Annotated in this window: 17 protein-coding genes; 5 read left to right on the top strand and 12 right to left on the bottom strand. The window is 52.0% G+C overall.

Features of this window, described 5'->3' with window-relative positions; translation table 11 throughout:
• The first annotated feature begins 25 nt into the window (after positions 1-25).
• Positions 26-928 carry a LysR family transcriptional regulator gene (locus ACO0LG_RS19965; protein WP_423029308.1) on the top strand — a complete coding sequence of 301 codons (903 nt, stop codon included), beginning with the start codon at positions 26-28 and terminating at the stop codon, positions 926-928.
• Here the strand turns inward: ACO0LG_RS19965 and ACO0LG_RS19960 are convergent.
• The 5 genes from ACO0LG_RS19960 to ACO0LG_RS19940 all read right to left on the bottom strand — a co-directional run bounded on the left by ACO0LG_RS19960 (position 925) and on the right by ACO0LG_RS19940 (position 7,127).
• Positions 925-2,211 (bottom strand): serine hydrolase domain-containing protein, encoded by a 1,287-nt coding sequence (locus ACO0LG_RS19960; RefSeq protein ID WP_423029307.1) that lies wholly within the window; start codon positions 2,209-2,211, stop codon positions 925-927. The genes ACO0LG_RS19965 and ACO0LG_RS19960 overlap by 4 nt on opposite strands.
• Before the next feature lie 62 nt (positions 2,212-2,273).
• Positions 2,274-2,993 (bottom strand): M15 family metallopeptidase, encoded by a 720-nt coding sequence (locus ACO0LG_RS19955; RefSeq protein ID WP_423029306.1) that lies wholly within the window; start codon positions 2,991-2,993, stop codon positions 2,274-2,276.
• Between the two features lie 17 nt (positions 2,994-3,010).
• Positions 3,011-4,870, bottom strand: a complete 1,860-nt coding sequence (locus ACO0LG_RS19950) for an ABC transporter substrate-binding protein (protein WP_423029305.1) — start codon at positions 4,868-4,870, stop codon at positions 3,011-3,013.
• Positions 4,804-5,811 (bottom strand): succinylglutamate desuccinylase, encoded by a 1,008-nt coding sequence (locus ACO0LG_RS19945; protein WP_423029304.1) that lies wholly within the window; start codon positions 5,809-5,811, stop codon positions 4,804-4,806. The genes ACO0LG_RS19950 and ACO0LG_RS19945 overlap by 67 nt, the downstream gene beginning before the upstream one ends.
• 14 nt (positions 5,812-5,825) lie before the next feature.
• Positions 5,826-7,127: an MFS transporter gene (locus tag ACO0LG_RS19940; RefSeq protein ID WP_423029303.1), complete on the bottom strand. Its 1,302-nt coding sequence runs from the start codon at positions 7,125-7,127 to the stop codon at positions 5,826-5,828.
• A 219-nt stretch (positions 7,128-7,346) separates the two neighbouring features.
• Between ACO0LG_RS19940 and ACO0LG_RS19935 the strand changes: the two genes are divergently transcribed.
• From ACO0LG_RS19935 to ACO0LG_RS19925, 3 genes are read left to right on the top strand one after another with little or no spacing between them, the layout of a single operon-like run.
• Entirely contained in the window at positions 7,347-8,291 is a 945-nt protein-coding gene (locus ACO0LG_RS19935) for an N-acetylglucosamine kinase (protein ID WP_423029302.1), read from the top strand.
• On the top strand, positions 8,288-9,097 hold the full coding sequence (locus ACO0LG_RS19930) for an N-acetylmuramoyl-L-alanine amidase (protein ID WP_423029301.1): 810 nt from the start codon (positions 8,288-8,290) through the stop codon (positions 9,095-9,097). Before ACO0LG_RS19935 ends, ACO0LG_RS19930 begins: the two co-directional genes overlap by 4 nt.
• A 2-nt stretch (positions 9,098-9,099) precedes the next feature.
• A complete protein-coding gene (locus tag ACO0LG_RS19925; protein ID WP_423029300.1) occupies positions 9,100-9,606 on the top strand; it encodes a M15 family metallopeptidase in 507 nt (168 codons plus the stop codon).
• Here ACO0LG_RS19925 and ACO0LG_RS19920 read toward each other — a convergent pair.
• The 4 genes from ACO0LG_RS19920 to ACO0LG_RS19905 are packed head-to-tail and all read right to left on the bottom strand — an operon-like array spanning position 9,603 to position 13,342.
• Positions 9,603-10,736 carry an ABC transporter permease gene (locus tag ACO0LG_RS19920; RefSeq protein ID WP_423029299.1) on the bottom strand — a complete coding sequence of 378 codons (1,134 nt, stop codon included), beginning with the start codon at positions 10,734-10,736 and terminating at the stop codon, positions 9,603-9,605. The two genes, ACO0LG_RS19925 and ACO0LG_RS19920, sit on opposite strands and share 4 nt — an antisense overlap.
• Positions 10,733-11,713, bottom strand: a complete 981-nt coding sequence (locus ACO0LG_RS19915; RefSeq protein WP_423029298.1) for an ABC transporter ATP-binding protein — start codon at positions 11,711-11,713, stop codon at positions 10,733-10,735. Before ACO0LG_RS19915 ends, ACO0LG_RS19920 begins: the two co-directional genes overlap by 4 nt.
• Positions 11,710-12,705 carry an HlyD family secretion protein gene (locus ACO0LG_RS19910; protein WP_423029297.1) on the bottom strand — a complete coding sequence of 332 codons (996 nt, stop codon included), beginning with the start codon at positions 12,703-12,705 and terminating at the stop codon, positions 11,710-11,712. The genes ACO0LG_RS19915 and ACO0LG_RS19910 overlap by 4 nt, the downstream gene beginning before the upstream one ends.
• Complete coding sequence (locus tag ACO0LG_RS19905) at positions 12,698-13,342, bottom strand: TetR/AcrR family transcriptional regulator (protein ID WP_423029296.1); 645 nt, start codon at positions 13,340-13,342, stop codon at positions 12,698-12,700. Before ACO0LG_RS19905 ends, ACO0LG_RS19910 begins: the two co-directional genes overlap by 8 nt.
• A gap of 387 nt (positions 13,343-13,729) precedes the next feature.
• On the opposite strand from ACO0LG_RS19905, the gene ACO0LG_RS19900 reads away from it, so the two are divergent.
• On the top strand, positions 13,730-13,924 hold the full coding sequence (locus ACO0LG_RS19900; protein ID WP_423029295.1) for a hypothetical protein: 195 nt from the start codon (positions 13,730-13,732) through the stop codon (positions 13,922-13,924).
• A gap of 51 nt (positions 13,925-13,975) precedes the next feature.
• On the opposite strand, the gene ACO0LG_RS19895 is transcribed toward ACO0LG_RS19900, so the two are convergent.
• The 3 genes from ACO0LG_RS19895 to ACO0LG_RS19885 all read right to left on the bottom strand — a co-directional run bounded on the left by ACO0LG_RS19895 (position 13,976) and on the right by ACO0LG_RS19885 (position 17,000).
• Positions 13,976-14,842, bottom strand: a complete 867-nt coding sequence (locus tag ACO0LG_RS19895) for an HDOD domain-containing protein (RefSeq protein WP_423029294.1) — start codon at positions 14,840-14,842, stop codon at positions 13,976-13,978.
• A gap of 144 nt (positions 14,843-14,986) precedes the next feature.
• Positions 14,987-15,475 carry a CreA family protein gene (locus ACO0LG_RS19890; protein WP_423029293.1) on the bottom strand — a complete coding sequence of 163 codons (489 nt, stop codon included), beginning with the start codon at positions 15,473-15,475 and terminating at the stop codon, positions 14,987-14,989.
• 58 nt (positions 15,476-15,533) lie between these two features.
• Positions 15,534-17,000 carry an APC family permease gene (locus tag ACO0LG_RS19885; protein ID WP_423029292.1) on the bottom strand — a complete coding sequence of 489 codons (1,467 nt, stop codon included), beginning with the start codon at positions 16,998-17,000 and terminating at the stop codon, positions 15,534-15,536.
• Positions 17,001-17,144 lie beyond the last annotated feature (144 nt).

Raw genomic sequence — 17,144 nt, 5'->3', positions numbered from 1 at the left:
ATTTTTTGCTGAATGGACTTTCACCATGCGTTTGCGTCATATCGAAGTTTTTCATGCCATCATGCAGGCAGGCACGATTAGTGGTGCTGCGCAATTGCTGAATATTTCACAACCAGCGGCCACCAAGGTGTTGCAGCATTGTGAAATACAACTGGGCCTGAAACTGTTCGAACGCATCAAAGGCAAGTTGCATCCCACGCCAGAAGCGCACAAACTGTTTGCCGAAGTCGATAAGCTCAACCGAGATTTACAATCTGTACGCAGGCTGGCCAGTAATCTGAAAAACCATCCGGATGAAGCAGTCAGGCTGGCGTCAACACCGACCCTGTCGATTACGGTAGTACCCACTGCACTGGCCGCCTGGCGCAAGAAATTTGCTAACGTGCACTGCACACTGGCGACCCATCACACCAGCGAAATTGTCAATGCTCTGTTGCTCGGTGACGTGGATTTTGCGCTGTCATTGTACGACCCCTGTCACCCGAATATCGCCTCCGAACCCTTGATACGCGGTAGTATGACTGCCATCGCACCGCTGGGTAGCTGGGCGAAGAACCTGGACAATACTGCCCTGCCAGTTGCCGACCTGCCCAAGAACCTGATTGCGCTGGATCTCGATGACCATCTCGTCAGCCGCGTCATGGATGCCTGTGAAGAGCAAGGTTTGAGTTTTACTTCTTACACCGTAGTGCAAACCTACTTGCTGGCCAGGACGCTGGTGGAACTGGGTGCCGGCGCAGCCGTCATTGACCCCTTTACTGCCGCTACATCTGACCATGGCAAAGTGCAATGCCGCCCGTTGTCGCCGAATGTGCCCGTTGATTTATATTTATTGACGGTGAAGTCAACACCACTGTCACGCTCTGCGCGTGCATTTGTAGAATGCATCAAGGAAGCTGGAACTGAATTTATTGCCCGTACCAGCTAAAACAGGGTGTAAAGCGATGTCTGTATCTGTTCTTCCCAGATACTAAGGCTCGAATAAATACCAGGATTTTTTTCCGGATCAGCCGCAACACCGCCGATGACATAAATAATGCCATTGCGCGTTGCCGGGTCAAACAGGAAGGCCGATTGCAAACCATAAGCAAACCCCAGATGACCAACAGGCTTGAAGGAAGGCCGGGCCTGCACCAGCCTGTCACCATCATGCCCAGCGCTGGTGTCAGTAAAACGCTGGAAACCCAGCCCCCAGGATAGAAACAGGCCACGGTAATCATCCCCATTGTGAGTCTTTGCATCGTAACGCCATTGCTCTGCAATCAACGCCCTGACGCTGGCAGGTTTTAACAAACGCACGCCATCAAGCTCCCCCTCGTTCATCAGCATCAACATGATGCGGCTCAAACCCTGTACGTTGATGCGCAAGCCGCCTTGCGGGCTGGACAAAGTTGCATTCGTGCCTGGCCGGTAGTTTTCCAGTTGTCTTTTAAGCAGAGGTTTATTGCGGAAATCATCTGTCTGCGCCACCCACGGGCCTTGCGAATTCCAGACTTCATTCGCCTGCTTGCGGTACAAGATAGCCAGCCGTGACAAGGCGTCTTTCGACAAGAGTTCAGGATGATATGCACCTTCTATCTGCAAAGGCTGCAAGACCAGACTTTGCATAAGCACATCAAAGCGCTGGCCACTGACGGCTTCCATGACAGTGCCCAGCACGCCCCAGTTCAAATTCACATAATGGAAATAGCGGCCAGGTGCAAAGTTCTCTCCCGGTTTGGCTGTCGCCGGATCAGCCCATTGCAGACCTTGTGCAAAGTTTTTGCCACCAGGTTGCAAAAAACTCTGCATAGTGACATCCGCCGGAAAGTTATAACCACCGTCATCCCGCAGGGATGAGGTATGGCTCAGCAGCATATGGGTAGTAATGATTACATCTGGATAATGCGGGTTCCTGAGTTTGAAACCCAGGTAGTTGCTGATATCGGCATCCAGATCCAGCTTGCCCTGCTCTACCAGGCGCATCGCACCTATGGCGGCCACCATCTTGGAGACCGAGGCGACGCGGAACAGGGTTTGATTATCGGCGGGAAGATTATTGGCGGGGTTTTGCAGGTCTATATAACGCTGACCGAACTGTTGCTGATAAACGACTTTACCAGACTTGATTGCAAGTACGGACAGGCTGGCAAGCGCTCTATCTGGCTGCGCGACGATCGTAGCCAATTGCTGCGTCACCAGCTGTTCAGTTGTCGGATTGACTTGCGCCATGGTCGTGCTTGCTATCAAGGATAAAAGCAATAGCACATATCGGACAGGATATGACTTCATCCTCAGTCAATACGCAAATAGGTTTCACGCACGACCACCGGGTCGCCACAATTGAAGTGCCACCATTCGCTATTGATGCCACGAAAGCCACCGTGCGCCATTGCCGCCCGCAATATGCCACGCTGGTCCAGTTGGTGCTGTGTGATCTGCCCTTCAGCCAGCATTCTTTGTTCGAGTGCGGGATGGGATTTTTCTTCGAGGGCATCAAAACCACTACCCATATCCAGTTCCTTGCCATCGGCATCGATGAGCGTGACATCCACCGCCATGCCAAAGGAGTGGATGGAACCCCGTGCCGGGTCGGCAACGTACATGCGCAAGGGGGTGCCATCCAGGTGCTGCCACAGCATTTCCTGCACGCGGTGCGGGCGCAGGGCGTCCAGTACCAGGATGCGCAAGTCGGGGTGATGTTCGCGCAACCAGTTCACCGCAGCCTGCAGGGCAGTTACCGCTTCGCGGTGCAGCCAGCTACAGTCAAGATCACCATATAACTCACGACCGACAAAATTGTCAGCACCGACATAACGTAAATCGATAACTATGCCGCCAACGGTGTCGAGCTGGCAAAAATCAGGATGATCCGCAATCAATTCACAACGCACATATTCTCCACACAACAGAGTTTTACATAATCGCAGCATAGGGTGAGTCACCTGCACCTGCCAATGAAAACTTACCGATGACATATAACCAGATGGAATGATCAGGCTTTGAACTTCCATCAGACTATCAATACAAATTATTTTAGTACTTTATTACGGGCTGCAACATCCACATCAACATAGCGCCAGCTTGTAAAATCCACCGGGTGTCTGTAGTAATTTTGCAGCCAGGGCTGGGATACATCTGCCGTTACCGGATGTATGCGCGGCACCCAGGGGCTGTAACCATGCATGAGCTGTGCCATTTGCCGGTAAATAGCCGTTCTCTCCGGGCTGTCGCTCAGTCGCATGGCTTCTTCGTACAGCTTGTTAAAGGCAGGTAGGTTGAAGCGCGAATAATTGGCACGACCAGCATTGGGGCCATACAAAAGCTGGTAAAAATTCTCGGCATCAGGGAAATCGGCAATCCAGTTGGCCTCGGTCATCTGCACCTTACCCAGACGGGCAGCACGCAAGACTTCTGAATGCTTGTCAGTCTTGAAGCTGACGTGGATACCAATAGCATCCAGGTTCTTGCGCCAGACTTCATCGCGCAAGCGGCCAGTCGTGCTGGCCAGACTATGCATTTGCAAATACAGTGGTTGACCGTCAGGCAGGCTACGGTAACCATCTGCGGCACGCTTGTAGCCAAACTTGTCAAGCAAGGCATTGGCTAGCTTTACATCATATTGCGCCGGAGTTTTATAGTTGGCATCGTAGCCCAGCACATTCGGCGGCAAAGGCGATTGCGCCTGTATCGCCAGGCCTTTTTCCATCAGGGCGATGTCTTCCTTGCTGTCATAACTGAGGGCAATGGCGCGGCGCAAGGCAATTTTCTCTGGCGTGTAGCCGCCTATCACCGGGTCTTCCATATTCATCCACATGTAATAGGTTTGCAGTGGCGTGAACAGCGACAGGCGCACTCCCTGCTGCTGCAATGCAGGCTTGAGCTTGCCATTATCGAGCACCATGTTTGACAGTGGTGGTGGCACTTGTTCAAGATAATCGAATTCGTGGTTCAGGAAGCCCAACACGCGCGATTGCTGTTCTTCCATGATCTTGATTTCTACCTTGCTGACGCGCGGCAAAGTCTGCCCCGTCAGGTTGGCGGCGATTTTCCTGGTGACGTCATCGGTGACCTGGTCATTGAATACCACTTTGCGGTATTGCGGATTCGCCAGTAAATCTATGCGAAAACTGCGCTGCCATTGCCCTAGTATGAAAGGGCCAGTTCCTATTGGATGATTGCCGACCTGGTTGCCATAAGCTTCCACTACTTCCCTGGCCACTGCACCAGTTGCGGTAGTCGCGAGGATGAAGAGGAAATTACTGTCCGGTGCGTTCAGGCGTACGCGCAGCGTGTATTTATCCACCGCTTGCAAACCGGGTATGCTGGTTTGCAAATTGAAGTCCTGGCTTTTACCATCTTTGGCGGATCTGAGTTTTTCATCACCGAGCAACTTGCCTTCAAACATGAACAGCCACGGCGACTTGACCGCAGGATCATAGATGCGCTTGATGCTGTAGATGTAATCTTCTGCCGTCAATTCCCTGGGCTTGCCCTTGAATGCAGGGTCAGGTGTAAACATGATGCCGGGTTGCAGATGCAGGACATAGGTTTTACCCTGATCCAGGATTTCTGGCATGCTTTTCAGGGTATTTGGCTTGAGTTTGACAGGGCGCGCCAGGTAGTCATAGCGCAGCATGGGTTCAAAAATATTCTCATTAATACTGACGGAGGGTACGTCAGATGCTACCGCCGGGTCGAGACTGCTCTCCGGCGTTGTCACTAGCACGCGCAAGACTTTTTCTGTACTGGCTGCAGCATGTACAGGCGTCACGCTGACCAGGGTAGACATACCCAGCAATACGGCACAAAGGAAACGCAAACTCATGCTGTCGACTTTCCAGATGCGGCCAGGGCCAGTCGGGGGTTGGGTTTGGTCAGGTAAAACCATTCTTCACCGGCACTGGCACCAGCGTCAGGGAAGATAATGCGGCCATCCTGATCTGCCCTGACTTCAGTACCATCGGCACGCATGCCTATCAGTTCACCCTGTTTCAATTCATCAAAACTCCGCCATTCGCGCACGAAACTATCGCCATCGTGCAGTTTGTCGATGACATCATAGATGCGCAGGGCTTCCATCTCTGTCACAGGTTCTGGCGCTACACCAGCGATCACACCGAGATGACACAGACTGTTGACGATGGCGGCATAGGCTACTGCTGGCGCTTGCGGGTCAAGATGCTGGCCGCATTCCAGTGTCATGGCATAACCACCGACCGAGCGCATGTATTCTGTCGTACCTACACCAAACTGCGTGTTTGCATTTGCCACGGTTTTGGCATCCGCATCATGGGCCAGTCGCTCCTGGCGGCGTTGTACGCCATGCGCATAAGTGCTAAGCCAACCATCAACCAGGCGATGTACGCCGAGGCGCATGGCCATCGCCATTTCCTGCTGTTCGTGACTAAATGATTCTATGGCGCCGCGATTATTTTCTGGCCCTATCAGGACAAAAGGATCACCCTCTCCGCGGAAAGAATGCAGATCGAGCAAGACATCATGCTGCGCCATCAAAGGGCATAGCCAGTTGGCTACATGGTCTTCAAATTCCTGCACATCTGCTGTCGGTATAAGGCGACGGTTCAGGTTGCGTTCGCCTTCTCTTTGTCCCATTTTGTAGGCCAGCGGATTGCATACCGGTACCAGCGTCAGACGCCCAGCCAGCAATTGCAGGCTTCCATCTTCGAGTTCTGCAATGACACGGCGGATTGCATGAGTACCGCAGGTTTCATTGCCATGCACGGCACCAGTGACAATGACACTACTGCCAGACTGTGCTGAGCTGTAACTGTTGCTTTGAAAATGATAGGGGTAAGCGGTTCTGTTCATATTTTATTCAGCCTCTATTCAGTTTTTTTGCCAAAGGCCGGGTCCACTTTAATGAGGGCGGTTACAACAAAGGTAGGAACGGCAGCGATGCATATCCAGACAAAAAAATGGGCATAGCCCAAGTTCTCTTGCAAGCGGCCACTGAACATCCCTGGCAACATCATGCTCAGCGCCATGAAGCCCGTACAAATCGCATAATGCGCGGTCTTGTGTTCACCATCAGCGATCATGATCATATACAGCACATAGGCTGTAAAGCCAAAGCCATAACCCATTTGCTCTACAGCAACGGCAGCACCAATCAGATAGATATTTTCTGGCTGTACAAAAGCCAGATAGACATATACCAGATGCGGCACATTGATCGCCAGGGCCATGGGCCAAAGCATACGTTTCAAACCAAAACGAGAGATCAGGGCACCGCCTGCGAGGCCACCTATGGTCAATGCAATCATGCCCATGGTGCCATACACAATACCAACCGCCTGAGTAGAGAGACCAAGGCCGCCTTTATCCACGCTGTCGAGCAAAAACGGCGGTGCCATCTTCACCAATTGTGCTTCGCCAAAGCGATACAGCAAGAGGAAGGCAATCGTCAGCAAGATGTTTTTCTTTTGGATGAACTTGCCAAAGATCGTAAAGAAAGTTGCAACCACCTGATTAGGGTCACCATGCGCCTTATCACTAGCGGGACGTGGCAAAGCCCATTTATGGTAAGCCGACAGACCAATGAACATCACGGCCAAAACACAAAAGACCACTACCCAGCCCAGTCTTGCATCACCAGTCACATCGCGCAAGGTACCTGCCAGATAGACCAGGGCACCCTGCCCGGTCAGCATGGATATCCTGAAAAACATGCTGCGCACACCAACAAAAACCGCCTGCTGATGCTGTTCCAGCGCCAGCATATAAAAGCCGTCAGTACTGATGTCATGCGTGGCTGCGCTAAAGGCCAGTAACCAAAATACCAGCAGGGTCGCCTGGAAAAATCCTGGCATGGGGATAGTCAGGGCCACCAGCCCGAACATGGCACCGATCACCAGTTCCAGGGTCACAATCCAGTAGCGCTTGGTCTTGAACATATCTACAAAGGGAGACCAGAACGGCTTGATCACAAAAGGCAGGTATAAACAGCTTGTATATAATGCAATATCTGAATTGGAAATATCCAGATTTTTGTACATAATGACGGAAAGTGTCATTACTACGACGTAAGGAATCCCCTGGCTGAAATACAATGAGGGTATCCAGCGCCAGACCCCGCCCGCAGGAACTTCAGGTTTTTTGACTGCAATAGCTGTCTCGCTTGTCATTTTTATCTTTTTCTTGAATTAAGGCCTGGATCATCTTCCCAGTAAAATACCGGGATGACGATTGAAATTTTGCTGCAGCTTCATAGCAAAAAGTTATAAGCCGGATGTATCTTTTCATTCGCTGCCAGCGCCAGAAGCGCCCTATGATAAACGAACAACTGCCAGTTTTTGCAATTCAGCTCGACGATGTTTCACCAAAATCAACAGAAACCTGTATCCATGTCACCTGACCAGCAAGCGACCTTGGCACAACAAACCACAGACATTGCGCTAGGCATAGATGCAGGCGGCACACAGACACGCTGGGCTTTGGCAACCCAGGATGAGCAGATCCTTGCCAGCGGCACGGCCGCAGGCCTGACCGCGCTGCAAACAGACAGCCCGGAAGGAAGAGAAGCCGTGCACCAGATATTTGCCAGTCTCGCAGCTGCCACCGGCAGCCATGGCCAGGTCGGTAGCATACGCGCAGGCATCACCGGCTTTGGTGGCGACTCACAAACGCTGCCAGATATGCTGGCTGAGTGCTTTGACCTGAAAAAACAGCACATCCTGGTCAGCAATGATATAGAAATTGCCTATCTTGATATTTTCAAACCCGGCACTGGCTATCTGATCTATGCAGGTACCGGCTCTATCGCTGCCTATATTGATGCCGATGGCGAATTTCACCGGGCTGGTGGCCGCGGTTACCTGCTCGATGATGCCGGAGGCGGTTTCTGGATAGCACGCGAAGCCATCAGCAAGCTCTGGCGTGCCGAAGATGAAAATCCGGGCCAGTGGAAAAATTCAGAAATGGCGATACGTATCTTCAAGCTCATCGGTGGTAATGACTGGAATATATCGCGTGACTTTATCTATCACCGCAGCCGTGGCGACATAGGCAAACTTGCGCTGGCCGTTGCCTCTGCTGCCTACAGTGACCCTGTCGCCATGTCCATCTTGCAAAATGCAGGCAAGGAACTGGCCCGCCTGGGCATGGCCATGTGCGCCCGTTTTGGCAATAAACCCATCGCACTCGGTGGCCGCGTGCAGGACCTGCATCCGGCCATCGTAGAATCCCTGCGCCAGAATTTAGCACCCGATATCTCCTTGCGCCAAAGTACTTGCCAGGCACATTTTTCCGCAGCACGGCTCGCTGCCCGACACCTCAAGAAACAATCATGAAAAAAATCACGTTATATAGTTTGTTTACTGCAGTCAGTATCTTCATCAGTGGCTGCGCCACCGTAGGCCCCATGGGCAAACTTGATACCACTATTTCTGCCAAGAGCCAGGAAGAACGTGTGCAATTCATCGTCCTGCACTACACCGCGCTGGATCAACCTACGTCACTGCGGGTACTCAGCCAGCAAGCTGTAAGCGCCAATTACCTGGTCGGTGATGAAGACCCCATCAAGGTCTGGCAACTGGTACCAGAAAACCATATGGCCTATCATGCAGGACTTAGTGAATGGAAAGGTTATAGCCGCATGAATGCCAGTTCCATAGGTATAGAAATCGTCAATCTCGGTTTCAAGGATACGCCAGAAGGCAGGATTTACTTCCCCTTTCCGCAAGCGCAGATTGACCGCGTGATTGCCCTGGTCAAGGATATCTCTCTGCGTTATCAGATACGCCCTGAGTACATACTCGGCCATTCAGACATCGCCCCATTACGCAAATCGGACCCAGGGCCGCTCTTCCCATGGAAGCAACTGGCCGATGCTGGCCTGATCCCCTGGCCCAAGGCAGATGAAGTCGCACAACGCATGACAGCTTATGAGTTGCAGCTACCGGACATCAAATGGTTCCAGCAAAAGCTTGCCCAATACGGCTATGGCATTCCACAAACCGGCCTGCTCGATGAAACCACCCGCAGTGTGCTGGTGGCATTCCAGACCAAGTACAGGCCAGCAAAATTCGATGGCATGCCAGATGCAGAAACCGCCGCCATGCTCGATACATTGCTTGCGAACCTGAAGGCGAAATAAATATGGTCGTCAGCCAGGCAGCAAACTTCACCATCCCGCCGCAACTACTGGAACAGCGTGGCCTGCTATTGCAGCAAGAAGCCATAGAACTGGTACTGGCAGAAACCGGCGAGGATGGCAGGCAATACCTGCTGACACCTTCCACCAATCTGGCCTGGCAAGCCATGAGGGCTGCCGCCAGCGAGGATGGCATCGCCCTGCTGATGATCTCCGCCTTTCGCAGTATCGCCAGACAAACCGAGATCATCAGCGACAAGCTGGCTGAAGGCCAACAACTAGAGGACATTCTACTGGTCTGCGCCCCACCCGGTTATAGTGAGCACCACACTGGCCGCGCCATCGACATCGCCACACCAGAAGACCCTGAGCTGGAAATCTCTTTTGACACTACCGCAGCATTTGCGTGGTTGCAAAATAATGCTGTGCGCTTTGGTTTTCAGATGTCTTACCCGCCTGGGAATAGCAACGGGTTTCAGTATGAGCCCTGGCATTGGTGCTTCCAACCTTAATCCAAAGTCTGCCTATACCGCTTCAAAGCCACAAAACCCGCTAGCAATAAAAACACCAGCATGGGCCACAATTCAGGTGCGAGTTGGCCTGCGGTGTTTCCTTTCAACAAAATGCCACGCACGATACGCAGAAAGTGCGTCAGGGGCAAAGCTTCGCCTATGACTTGTGCCCATTCTGGCATCGCGCGGAAGGGGAACATGAAGCCGGACAAGAGCATGGATGGCAGGAAAAAAAAGAAGGTCATTTGCATGGCTTGCAACTGGTTTTTTGCGATCGTGGAAAAGGTAAAGCCGACTGCGAGATTGGCGAGGATGAACACGCCTATCATGCTCATGAGCAGGTTGAAGCTGCCCATCATGGGCACTTCAAATAACAGGAAAGCAGCACTGATGATGACGCCAAGTTGTATGTAACCGATCAATACATAGGGCAGTATTTTGCCGACCATGACTTCTGCCGGGCGCACCGGAGTGGCGAGCAGGTTTTCCATGGTGCCGCGTTCACGTTCGCGTGTCATGGCCAGTGAAGTCAGCATAACCATGGTCATGGTGAGTATGGTGCCTATCAGGCCGGGGACGATGTTATAGCGTGACAGGCCCTCGGGATTATAGCGGCGGTGCACACGCACTTCATAAGCCGGCGTGGCGGGTTGCAGGTACTGCAAAGGGCCTTTCAGGTCATGATGCAGGGCCTGGGTGGCGATAACATTCATCGCTGCGATGGCATTACCGGCAGCTGAGGGATCAGTCGCATCAACAGAGATCAGCAAGGCTGGCTTTTCACCGCGCACCAGTTGCTGAGTGAATTGTGGCGGTATCACCAGCATGAATTGTATTTTGCCGGTGTCGAGCAAAGTTTCTGCCTCTTTTTCACTCTGGCCTACCGAATCGATACGGAAGTAACCCGTGTTTTGCATGGCAACGACAAAGCTGCGTGCCATGGCACTATTGTCTGTACTGACCACAGCGGTTGGCAAACCCTTGGGGTCGGTATTGATGGCATAGCCAAACAGGATGAGTTGCAGGATGGGGATGCCGACAGCCATGGCAAAGGTCATGCGGTCGCGCATCATTTGCTGGAATTCCTTGATGAAGATGGCGAACATGCGTGCCAGCGAAAAATTTCTCATGCTGCTGCCTTTTGCTGTTTTTGTCGCAGGTCGTCTTTGGAAAAATTATCAGGCGCACTGGCGATCAGACTGATGAAAACATCTTCTAGATTCGCAGCGCTCGGCGTGATTTGTATATTGGCCTGATGCCTGATGGTGTCCAGCGCCTGCAAGACCAGCACCTCATCCAGCCCGGCTACGTGGACGCTATTGCCGAAAGCAGCGACACTTAATACGCCAGGTGCTGATTTCAAGGGTTCCAGCAAGGAACCCAGTTGTTCCCCTTGCAGTGTCCAGACCTTGAGTTTGGAGTCGCGTATGATTTCTGCCTCAGTACCACGCGCCAGTATTTTGCCGTAGGCGATATAGCAGAGTTCGTGGCAGCGTTCTGCCTCATCCATATAGTGGGTGGACACCAGCACCGTGATGCCCTGGTCAGCCAGTAAATGGATCTGGTCCCAGAAGTCACGACGTGCTTTAGGGTCCACACCAGCAGTGGGTTCATCCAGCAACAGCAGGCGAGGTTCATGAATGAGGCAGGCCGCCAGTGCCAGGCGCTGCTTCCAGCCACCTGACAATGATCCGGCCAGTTGTTGCTGGCGGGCTGTCAGGCCCAGTCTTTCCAGCGATTGATCAACTGCATTTTTTCTGCTTGGCAGCTCAAACAGGCGCGCCACGAAATCCAGGTTCTGGCGTATCGACAGATCATCATACAAGCCGAATTTTTGCGTCATATAACCTACCTGGCGCTTGATCTGTTCTGCCTGCTTGATAATGTCAAGATCAAGGCAAGAACCTGTGCCAGCATCGGGTGTTAGCAAACCACACAGCATGCGTATAGTGGTAGTCTTGCCACTGCCGTTTGGCCCCAGGAAACCGCAGATACGGCCCTTGGCAACTTGCAGTTCAACCTTGTCAACCACGGCGCGGCCACCATAGGATTTACTCAGGCCATGGACATTGATGGCCAGATTTCCTGTATCTATTGCGGCATTCACTGTGCATTTCCTGTACTTGCTGCAGACAACAACGAAACATCCAGAGGCTGGCCGGGATGCAACAACAGTTTGCCGGGCTGGTCAGGTTTGGCCTCGACCATGAACACCAGCTTGGCTCTTTGCGCATTTGAATAAATCACGGGTGGTGTGTACTCAGCCTGGCTGGCGATGCGGGATATATGGGCAGGTACGGATGCTGCACAGCCATCGCAATGCAGGCTGACTGCCTGGCCAACGGCGATCTTGCCAAGTTCAGCTTCCGGCACAAAAAACCTGGCTTTACGGTTTTCGGGAGGCAGCAGGGACAATACGGGCTGGCCAGGTTGTACATATTCGCCTTGACGGAAAAACACGTCGGCCACCAGTGCATTCGCAGGTGCGTTTTGTGATTTTTGCCCCGAGCGCCAGGTGGTCTGGCGCAGCGCTTCTCTTGCTGCATCAGCACTGGCCTGGGCGGCAGCACGTTCATCTACGCGTGCTGGTAGCTTTGCGACACTCAGCGACGCATTCAATTCTGCCACGCGGGCTTCAGCGAGTTTGACATTGGTTTGTGCATCATCGATGTGGGATTTTGAAACAAAGCCCTGTCCTACTAACTGCTGCTGGCGTGCCAGCTCCTGCTTTGCCAGCGCTGCCTGTGCCTGGGCACTCGTCAGTTGCGCCTGGGTGACCGCAATTTCTTCATGGCGCCTGCCTTTTTCTGTATTGCTGGCTTGTGCCTGCGCGCTCGTGAGGCGCGCACTGGCTTCATCATGGGCGGCATTTTCAGCTTCTGCATCAAGGGCAAACAGCAGGCTATCCTTGCTGACTTGCTGGCCTGCCTGTACTTTAATGCTGTCGAGTTTGCCGCCCAGTGGTGCAGAGATATAAACGTACTCACCTTCTGCATAGCCTGACCAACCGGTGGACGCCTTTTCATTGCAGCCGGCCAAAATGACTGCGATGGCGAGTAGCGATGGAAATACTGCTGCTGGTTTAAATCTTTTATACACGATGTAACTCCTCATTGCTTGCTGCCAGGGCATACAGGGCGCGGTTGACGCGGTCGGCAATGGCAGCATCGCTTAATACCTGGCTCAAAGGTTCTTGTAGCATGGGTGGTACAAAGCCCATATCCAGTGCACGCGGGACAATCACCATGGGCGCGGCGACGCTGGCCATCAAGAACGCCAGGGCATGAGTAGGCGGTGCCATGGCTATCTCGCCAGCCTGCATGGCCTGCATCAGCAAACCAGTGATCAGCAATACATGGCGCGAGCCATTTTTTTCGAGAAACTGCCTCGCCACTTTTTCGCCCATGGCAGCATCTGCCCATATCCGGCCTATCCAGCCGCCATGTTCGCGTAATAAACGACCCAGCAAATACAAAGCCTCACGAAGGCGCTGCACAGGTGAGCCTTCGTGATTCACCTCAGCCTGCAGTTGCACAAACACTTCGTCGTACATGGTTTGCAACAACTGTGTCAGGAAATTATCTTTATTCTTGAAGTGATAATGGAACATGCCGACATTCACGCCTGCATGCTCAGCCAGCATGCGCAGGGACAAACCGCCACAGCCATGCCGAGCAAACAGGGCGCGCCCGCTTTGCAATAAAACTTCGTCAAGTTGTTGTGAAGGACGTGCCATATTTCTCTTTGACAATAATTATTATGCAGCTGACTAATAATTTGAGTGTGCAGGCTCAAGAGCACCTAGTCAAGCATTTTTTAAAAGCCTTGGTAAATACTTATTTTTAAAATATCAAGGAATATCGCGCCCAAGGATCATGATCTAAGGCGATAAATAGCTCCCTCAATTCATCGCCTGCAAATGCATTCCGATACTAAGAAATTGCACTTCGTCGCTTGTGGCTGGTGGCTTACACGGCCCCGGGCTACAGTGCAATCACTCCCACCCGAATTGAAAGGAAATATCATGAACATCACAGCAAACATGGACGGCGTTGTCATCGCTACTATCGCTCTGGTTATCCTGAGCAGCCTGTTGCGCGCCATCATCGCTTAAGGAAAAATGATGCTAGGCTTTTTGATCTGGATTATCTTGTTTGTGCTCTGCTGGCCGCTTGCCATACTGGCACTGGTGTTGTACCCACTGGTCTGGCTGGTGCTGCTGCCCTTCCGTGTGCTAGGCATAGCAGTGGCTGGTGTGTTTGAATTATTGCGGGCAATGTTTATGTTGCCAGCCAACCTGTTAAAAAGCCGTCCATGAGAGGACGGCTTTTATATGGTAAATGAGCCGCCTGTTAACTGTTAATACAGGCTAATGCGCGTGATTGAATAATTCGTGCAATTCTTCAAACCTGTCTTCGACTTCATCGGCAGACAAGCCCAAAAATTCACAGGCGGCTGCCCCACCTTTTTCCCATTCACAAGAAAATTCTTGCCCATGGTATTTTTGTATTCCATATTCAGCAAGCAGGGCCAGGGCAATCAGGCTTTTGACTGAGTCTTCAGTACTGGCGTCATGCAAGACACTATAGTCATGATGCAAAAGTATCGCCAAAGATACACTCTCAGGCAAACCCCAGGTACGCGCCATCAATGAACCTATGGCTGTATGCGAGGTGGTATGGCGCTGCTCTTCGATGGCAGTGAAGGCTTCGCGAGCCTCTTGATTCGCAAGATCCAGCGTCTCGTTGTAATCAGGAAAACGCTCCAGCAACAAGGGTATGCCTATGTCGCAAAACAAACCAAAGGTATGGGCCTGGTCAGGCGGGCAAACACGCATGCGCCTGGCCAGTTGTGTCATGGCTTGCGCACGTTTGGTAGAAAAATCCCAGAATTTGACGAGAGAGATTTTTTCAACCTGTATGCTTTGCCGGGCAATAATCCCTGTCATCAAATTACCACACTGGGTAATACCTAACAAATTGACAGCATGCTCGACCGACTTTGCTTTGAGGCGCAAGCCAAAGAAAGACGAATTGGCGAGCTTCAATAATGATGCAGACATCGCCACGTCATTGGCAATAATGCCAGTCAGTTTGCGAGGATCAGGATCATTGGCGGCAAGCTCGGCCTGCACGTCTGCCAGTAAACTGGGACGTGGCGGTATGCGTATCGTCTTGACGAGCGCATCAACGGATTGTTCAGTGGTCAGCCTGGGGGCTGCGGCAGAGCTTGTCATAATAGTACACAGTAGTACAGTTAATACGCCAGGAAGGGATTACGCTTACAGCCGCTATTGTAAGCGCAATTCATTGCCCGATAGCAAAGCCAAACATTTTTTACATATCAAGCCCTGACTGCTTCTCCGTCGATTTTTAGCGCACTACTTGACTGGGATGGGAGTGCTACGATCTACCGCAACAGCAGTAACGCTATTCTTGGGCGAGCCATCAACCAATTTGTCCGAATAAGTAAGGTAGATCAGGGCGTTGCGTTTTTGATCGACCATGCGCACGATGCGTAGCTTCTTGAACAAGATGGACAAACTCTGATTAAAGACTTCATCCTGTTGTTTAAGTGTGCCAGAGAAACTGATGGGGCCAACCTGACGGCAGGCAATGGAGGCTTCTGACTTGTCTTCTGCCAGGCCAAGACCACCGGAGATGCCACCGGTTTTAGCGCGTGATATATAACAGGTGACACCATTTACCTTGGGATCATCATAAGCTTCCACGACGACTTTATGGTCTGGCCCTATGAGTTTGAAAGCAGTGTCTACACTGCCTATATTTTCAGCGAACGCAACAGAACTTAATGCCGAGAGTGCTGTGAATATGGCTATGGCGGCAAAACTTGATAATGGCAGTTTCATAATCTCGCTCTTTTCCTGAAGACGCCACAAACCGGGCGCTTCAGGAATATCTGGCTTATTACTGTTTATTCAAGTGTGAATGGGCTCTGCTATACAGGAAATAAATCGCAATCGCGACTGCCATCCAGATAAAGAAGACATGGTAAGTAGTAGCCGACAAATCCTTGAGGATATACAGGCAGGCGAGTATGCTCATGCCTGGTATCAGGTAAGGGCCAAAAGGCACGCGAAACCCCCCAGCACCTTCCCCAACTTTTTGCCTGCGTATGACAGGCACAGCAACCGACACCACCATGAAGGCGACCAGAGTACCCATGCTGACCATATCCCACAAGAAAGTGGAGTCAACCAGGCCAGCCACGATACCCACCAATATACACACCATGATGGTATTGCTAACAGGGGTGCGGGTGCGCGCATGCACGCGCTGGAAAGAACTTGGGATCAAACCGTCTTTACTGATGGCAAACAAAATCCGGCTTTGTCCATAGATGGTCACCAGGGTCACGCTAAATACAGAAATGACAGCACCAGCAGACAGGATCAATGCAGGCCAGGTTTTGCCTGTGACGTTTTGCAAGATTACCGCCAGGCCGGCTTCCTGTCCTTCAAACATCTTGGCGGGCTGGGCACCAACTGCGGCCACAGCGACCAGTAAATAAAATACTGTCACGACAATCAGCGCCGCCATGATGCCCAGAGGCACATTGCGTTTGGGGTCTTTGACTTCAGCCCCCGCTGTCGCCACGGTATCAAGACCAATGAAAGAAAAGAAGACAGTGCCCGCAGCAGCCGTCACGCCAGCCATGCCAGCCAGGCCCTTGCTGTTGTCGGTATTAAAGAAAGGCGTAAAATGCTCGGCATTGAAGCCGGAGAATGCCACGATGGCAAAGAAAGTCAGGATGACGAGTTTGATCATGACCATGACGGCATTCACGGTGGCAGACTCCTTCGCACCGCGCAATAAGAGTATGCAGCAAATCGCCACCAACACCATGGGCGGCAGATTGAATTGACCCGCATGAAACTCTACGCCATTGGCACCGGCCACGATCATGGGTGAACGCAGCATTTCGGGTATCTGCCAGCCGAGGGCATTAGTCAGGAAATTATTCAGATAGGCAGACCAACCAATTGCGGTGGCACTGGCAGCCAAGCCATATTCCAGCAACAGGCAAGCTGCGACGATGAAGGCACCAAACTCACCTACCGTAGCATAGGCATAAGAATAAGATGAACCTGATGCCGGGATACGGGAAGACAATTCAGAATAGCACAGGGCAGTCAGGCCAGCGGTAATCGCGGCGATGATGAAAGACAAAATGACCGAGGGCCCGGCCTTGGGCACAGCCTCAACCATGGTAAAGAAAATACCGGTACCAATAGTAGAACCCACACCTATCATGGTCAGGGCAAACAATCCCAATGAGCGGTGCAGGGCATGACCCTGGTCATCCGTAACTTGTTCGCTATGGTCTATGGGCTTGGTGCGGGTCAGTTGCTGACCCAGGCTAACTTGTCTCAAGATCTATCCTTCTGCTTATGCCAAATACCTGTTGAGTAAAGGAGCTCATGCCTGGCTATCATCCGGACTACTCGTCCAGGTTTAGCTGTCTGCCATTGTGCGGCCCAGACCAGGCTTGCCCCGAAAATCGCCATGATAGCCCCA

Source organism: Undibacterium sp. Ji42W (genome assembly GCF_049340405.1).
GTDB lineage: Bacteria > Pseudomonadota > Gammaproteobacteria > Burkholderiales > Burkholderiaceae_D > Undibacterium.
This window is presented reverse-complemented; position numbering and strand designations above follow the sequence as displayed.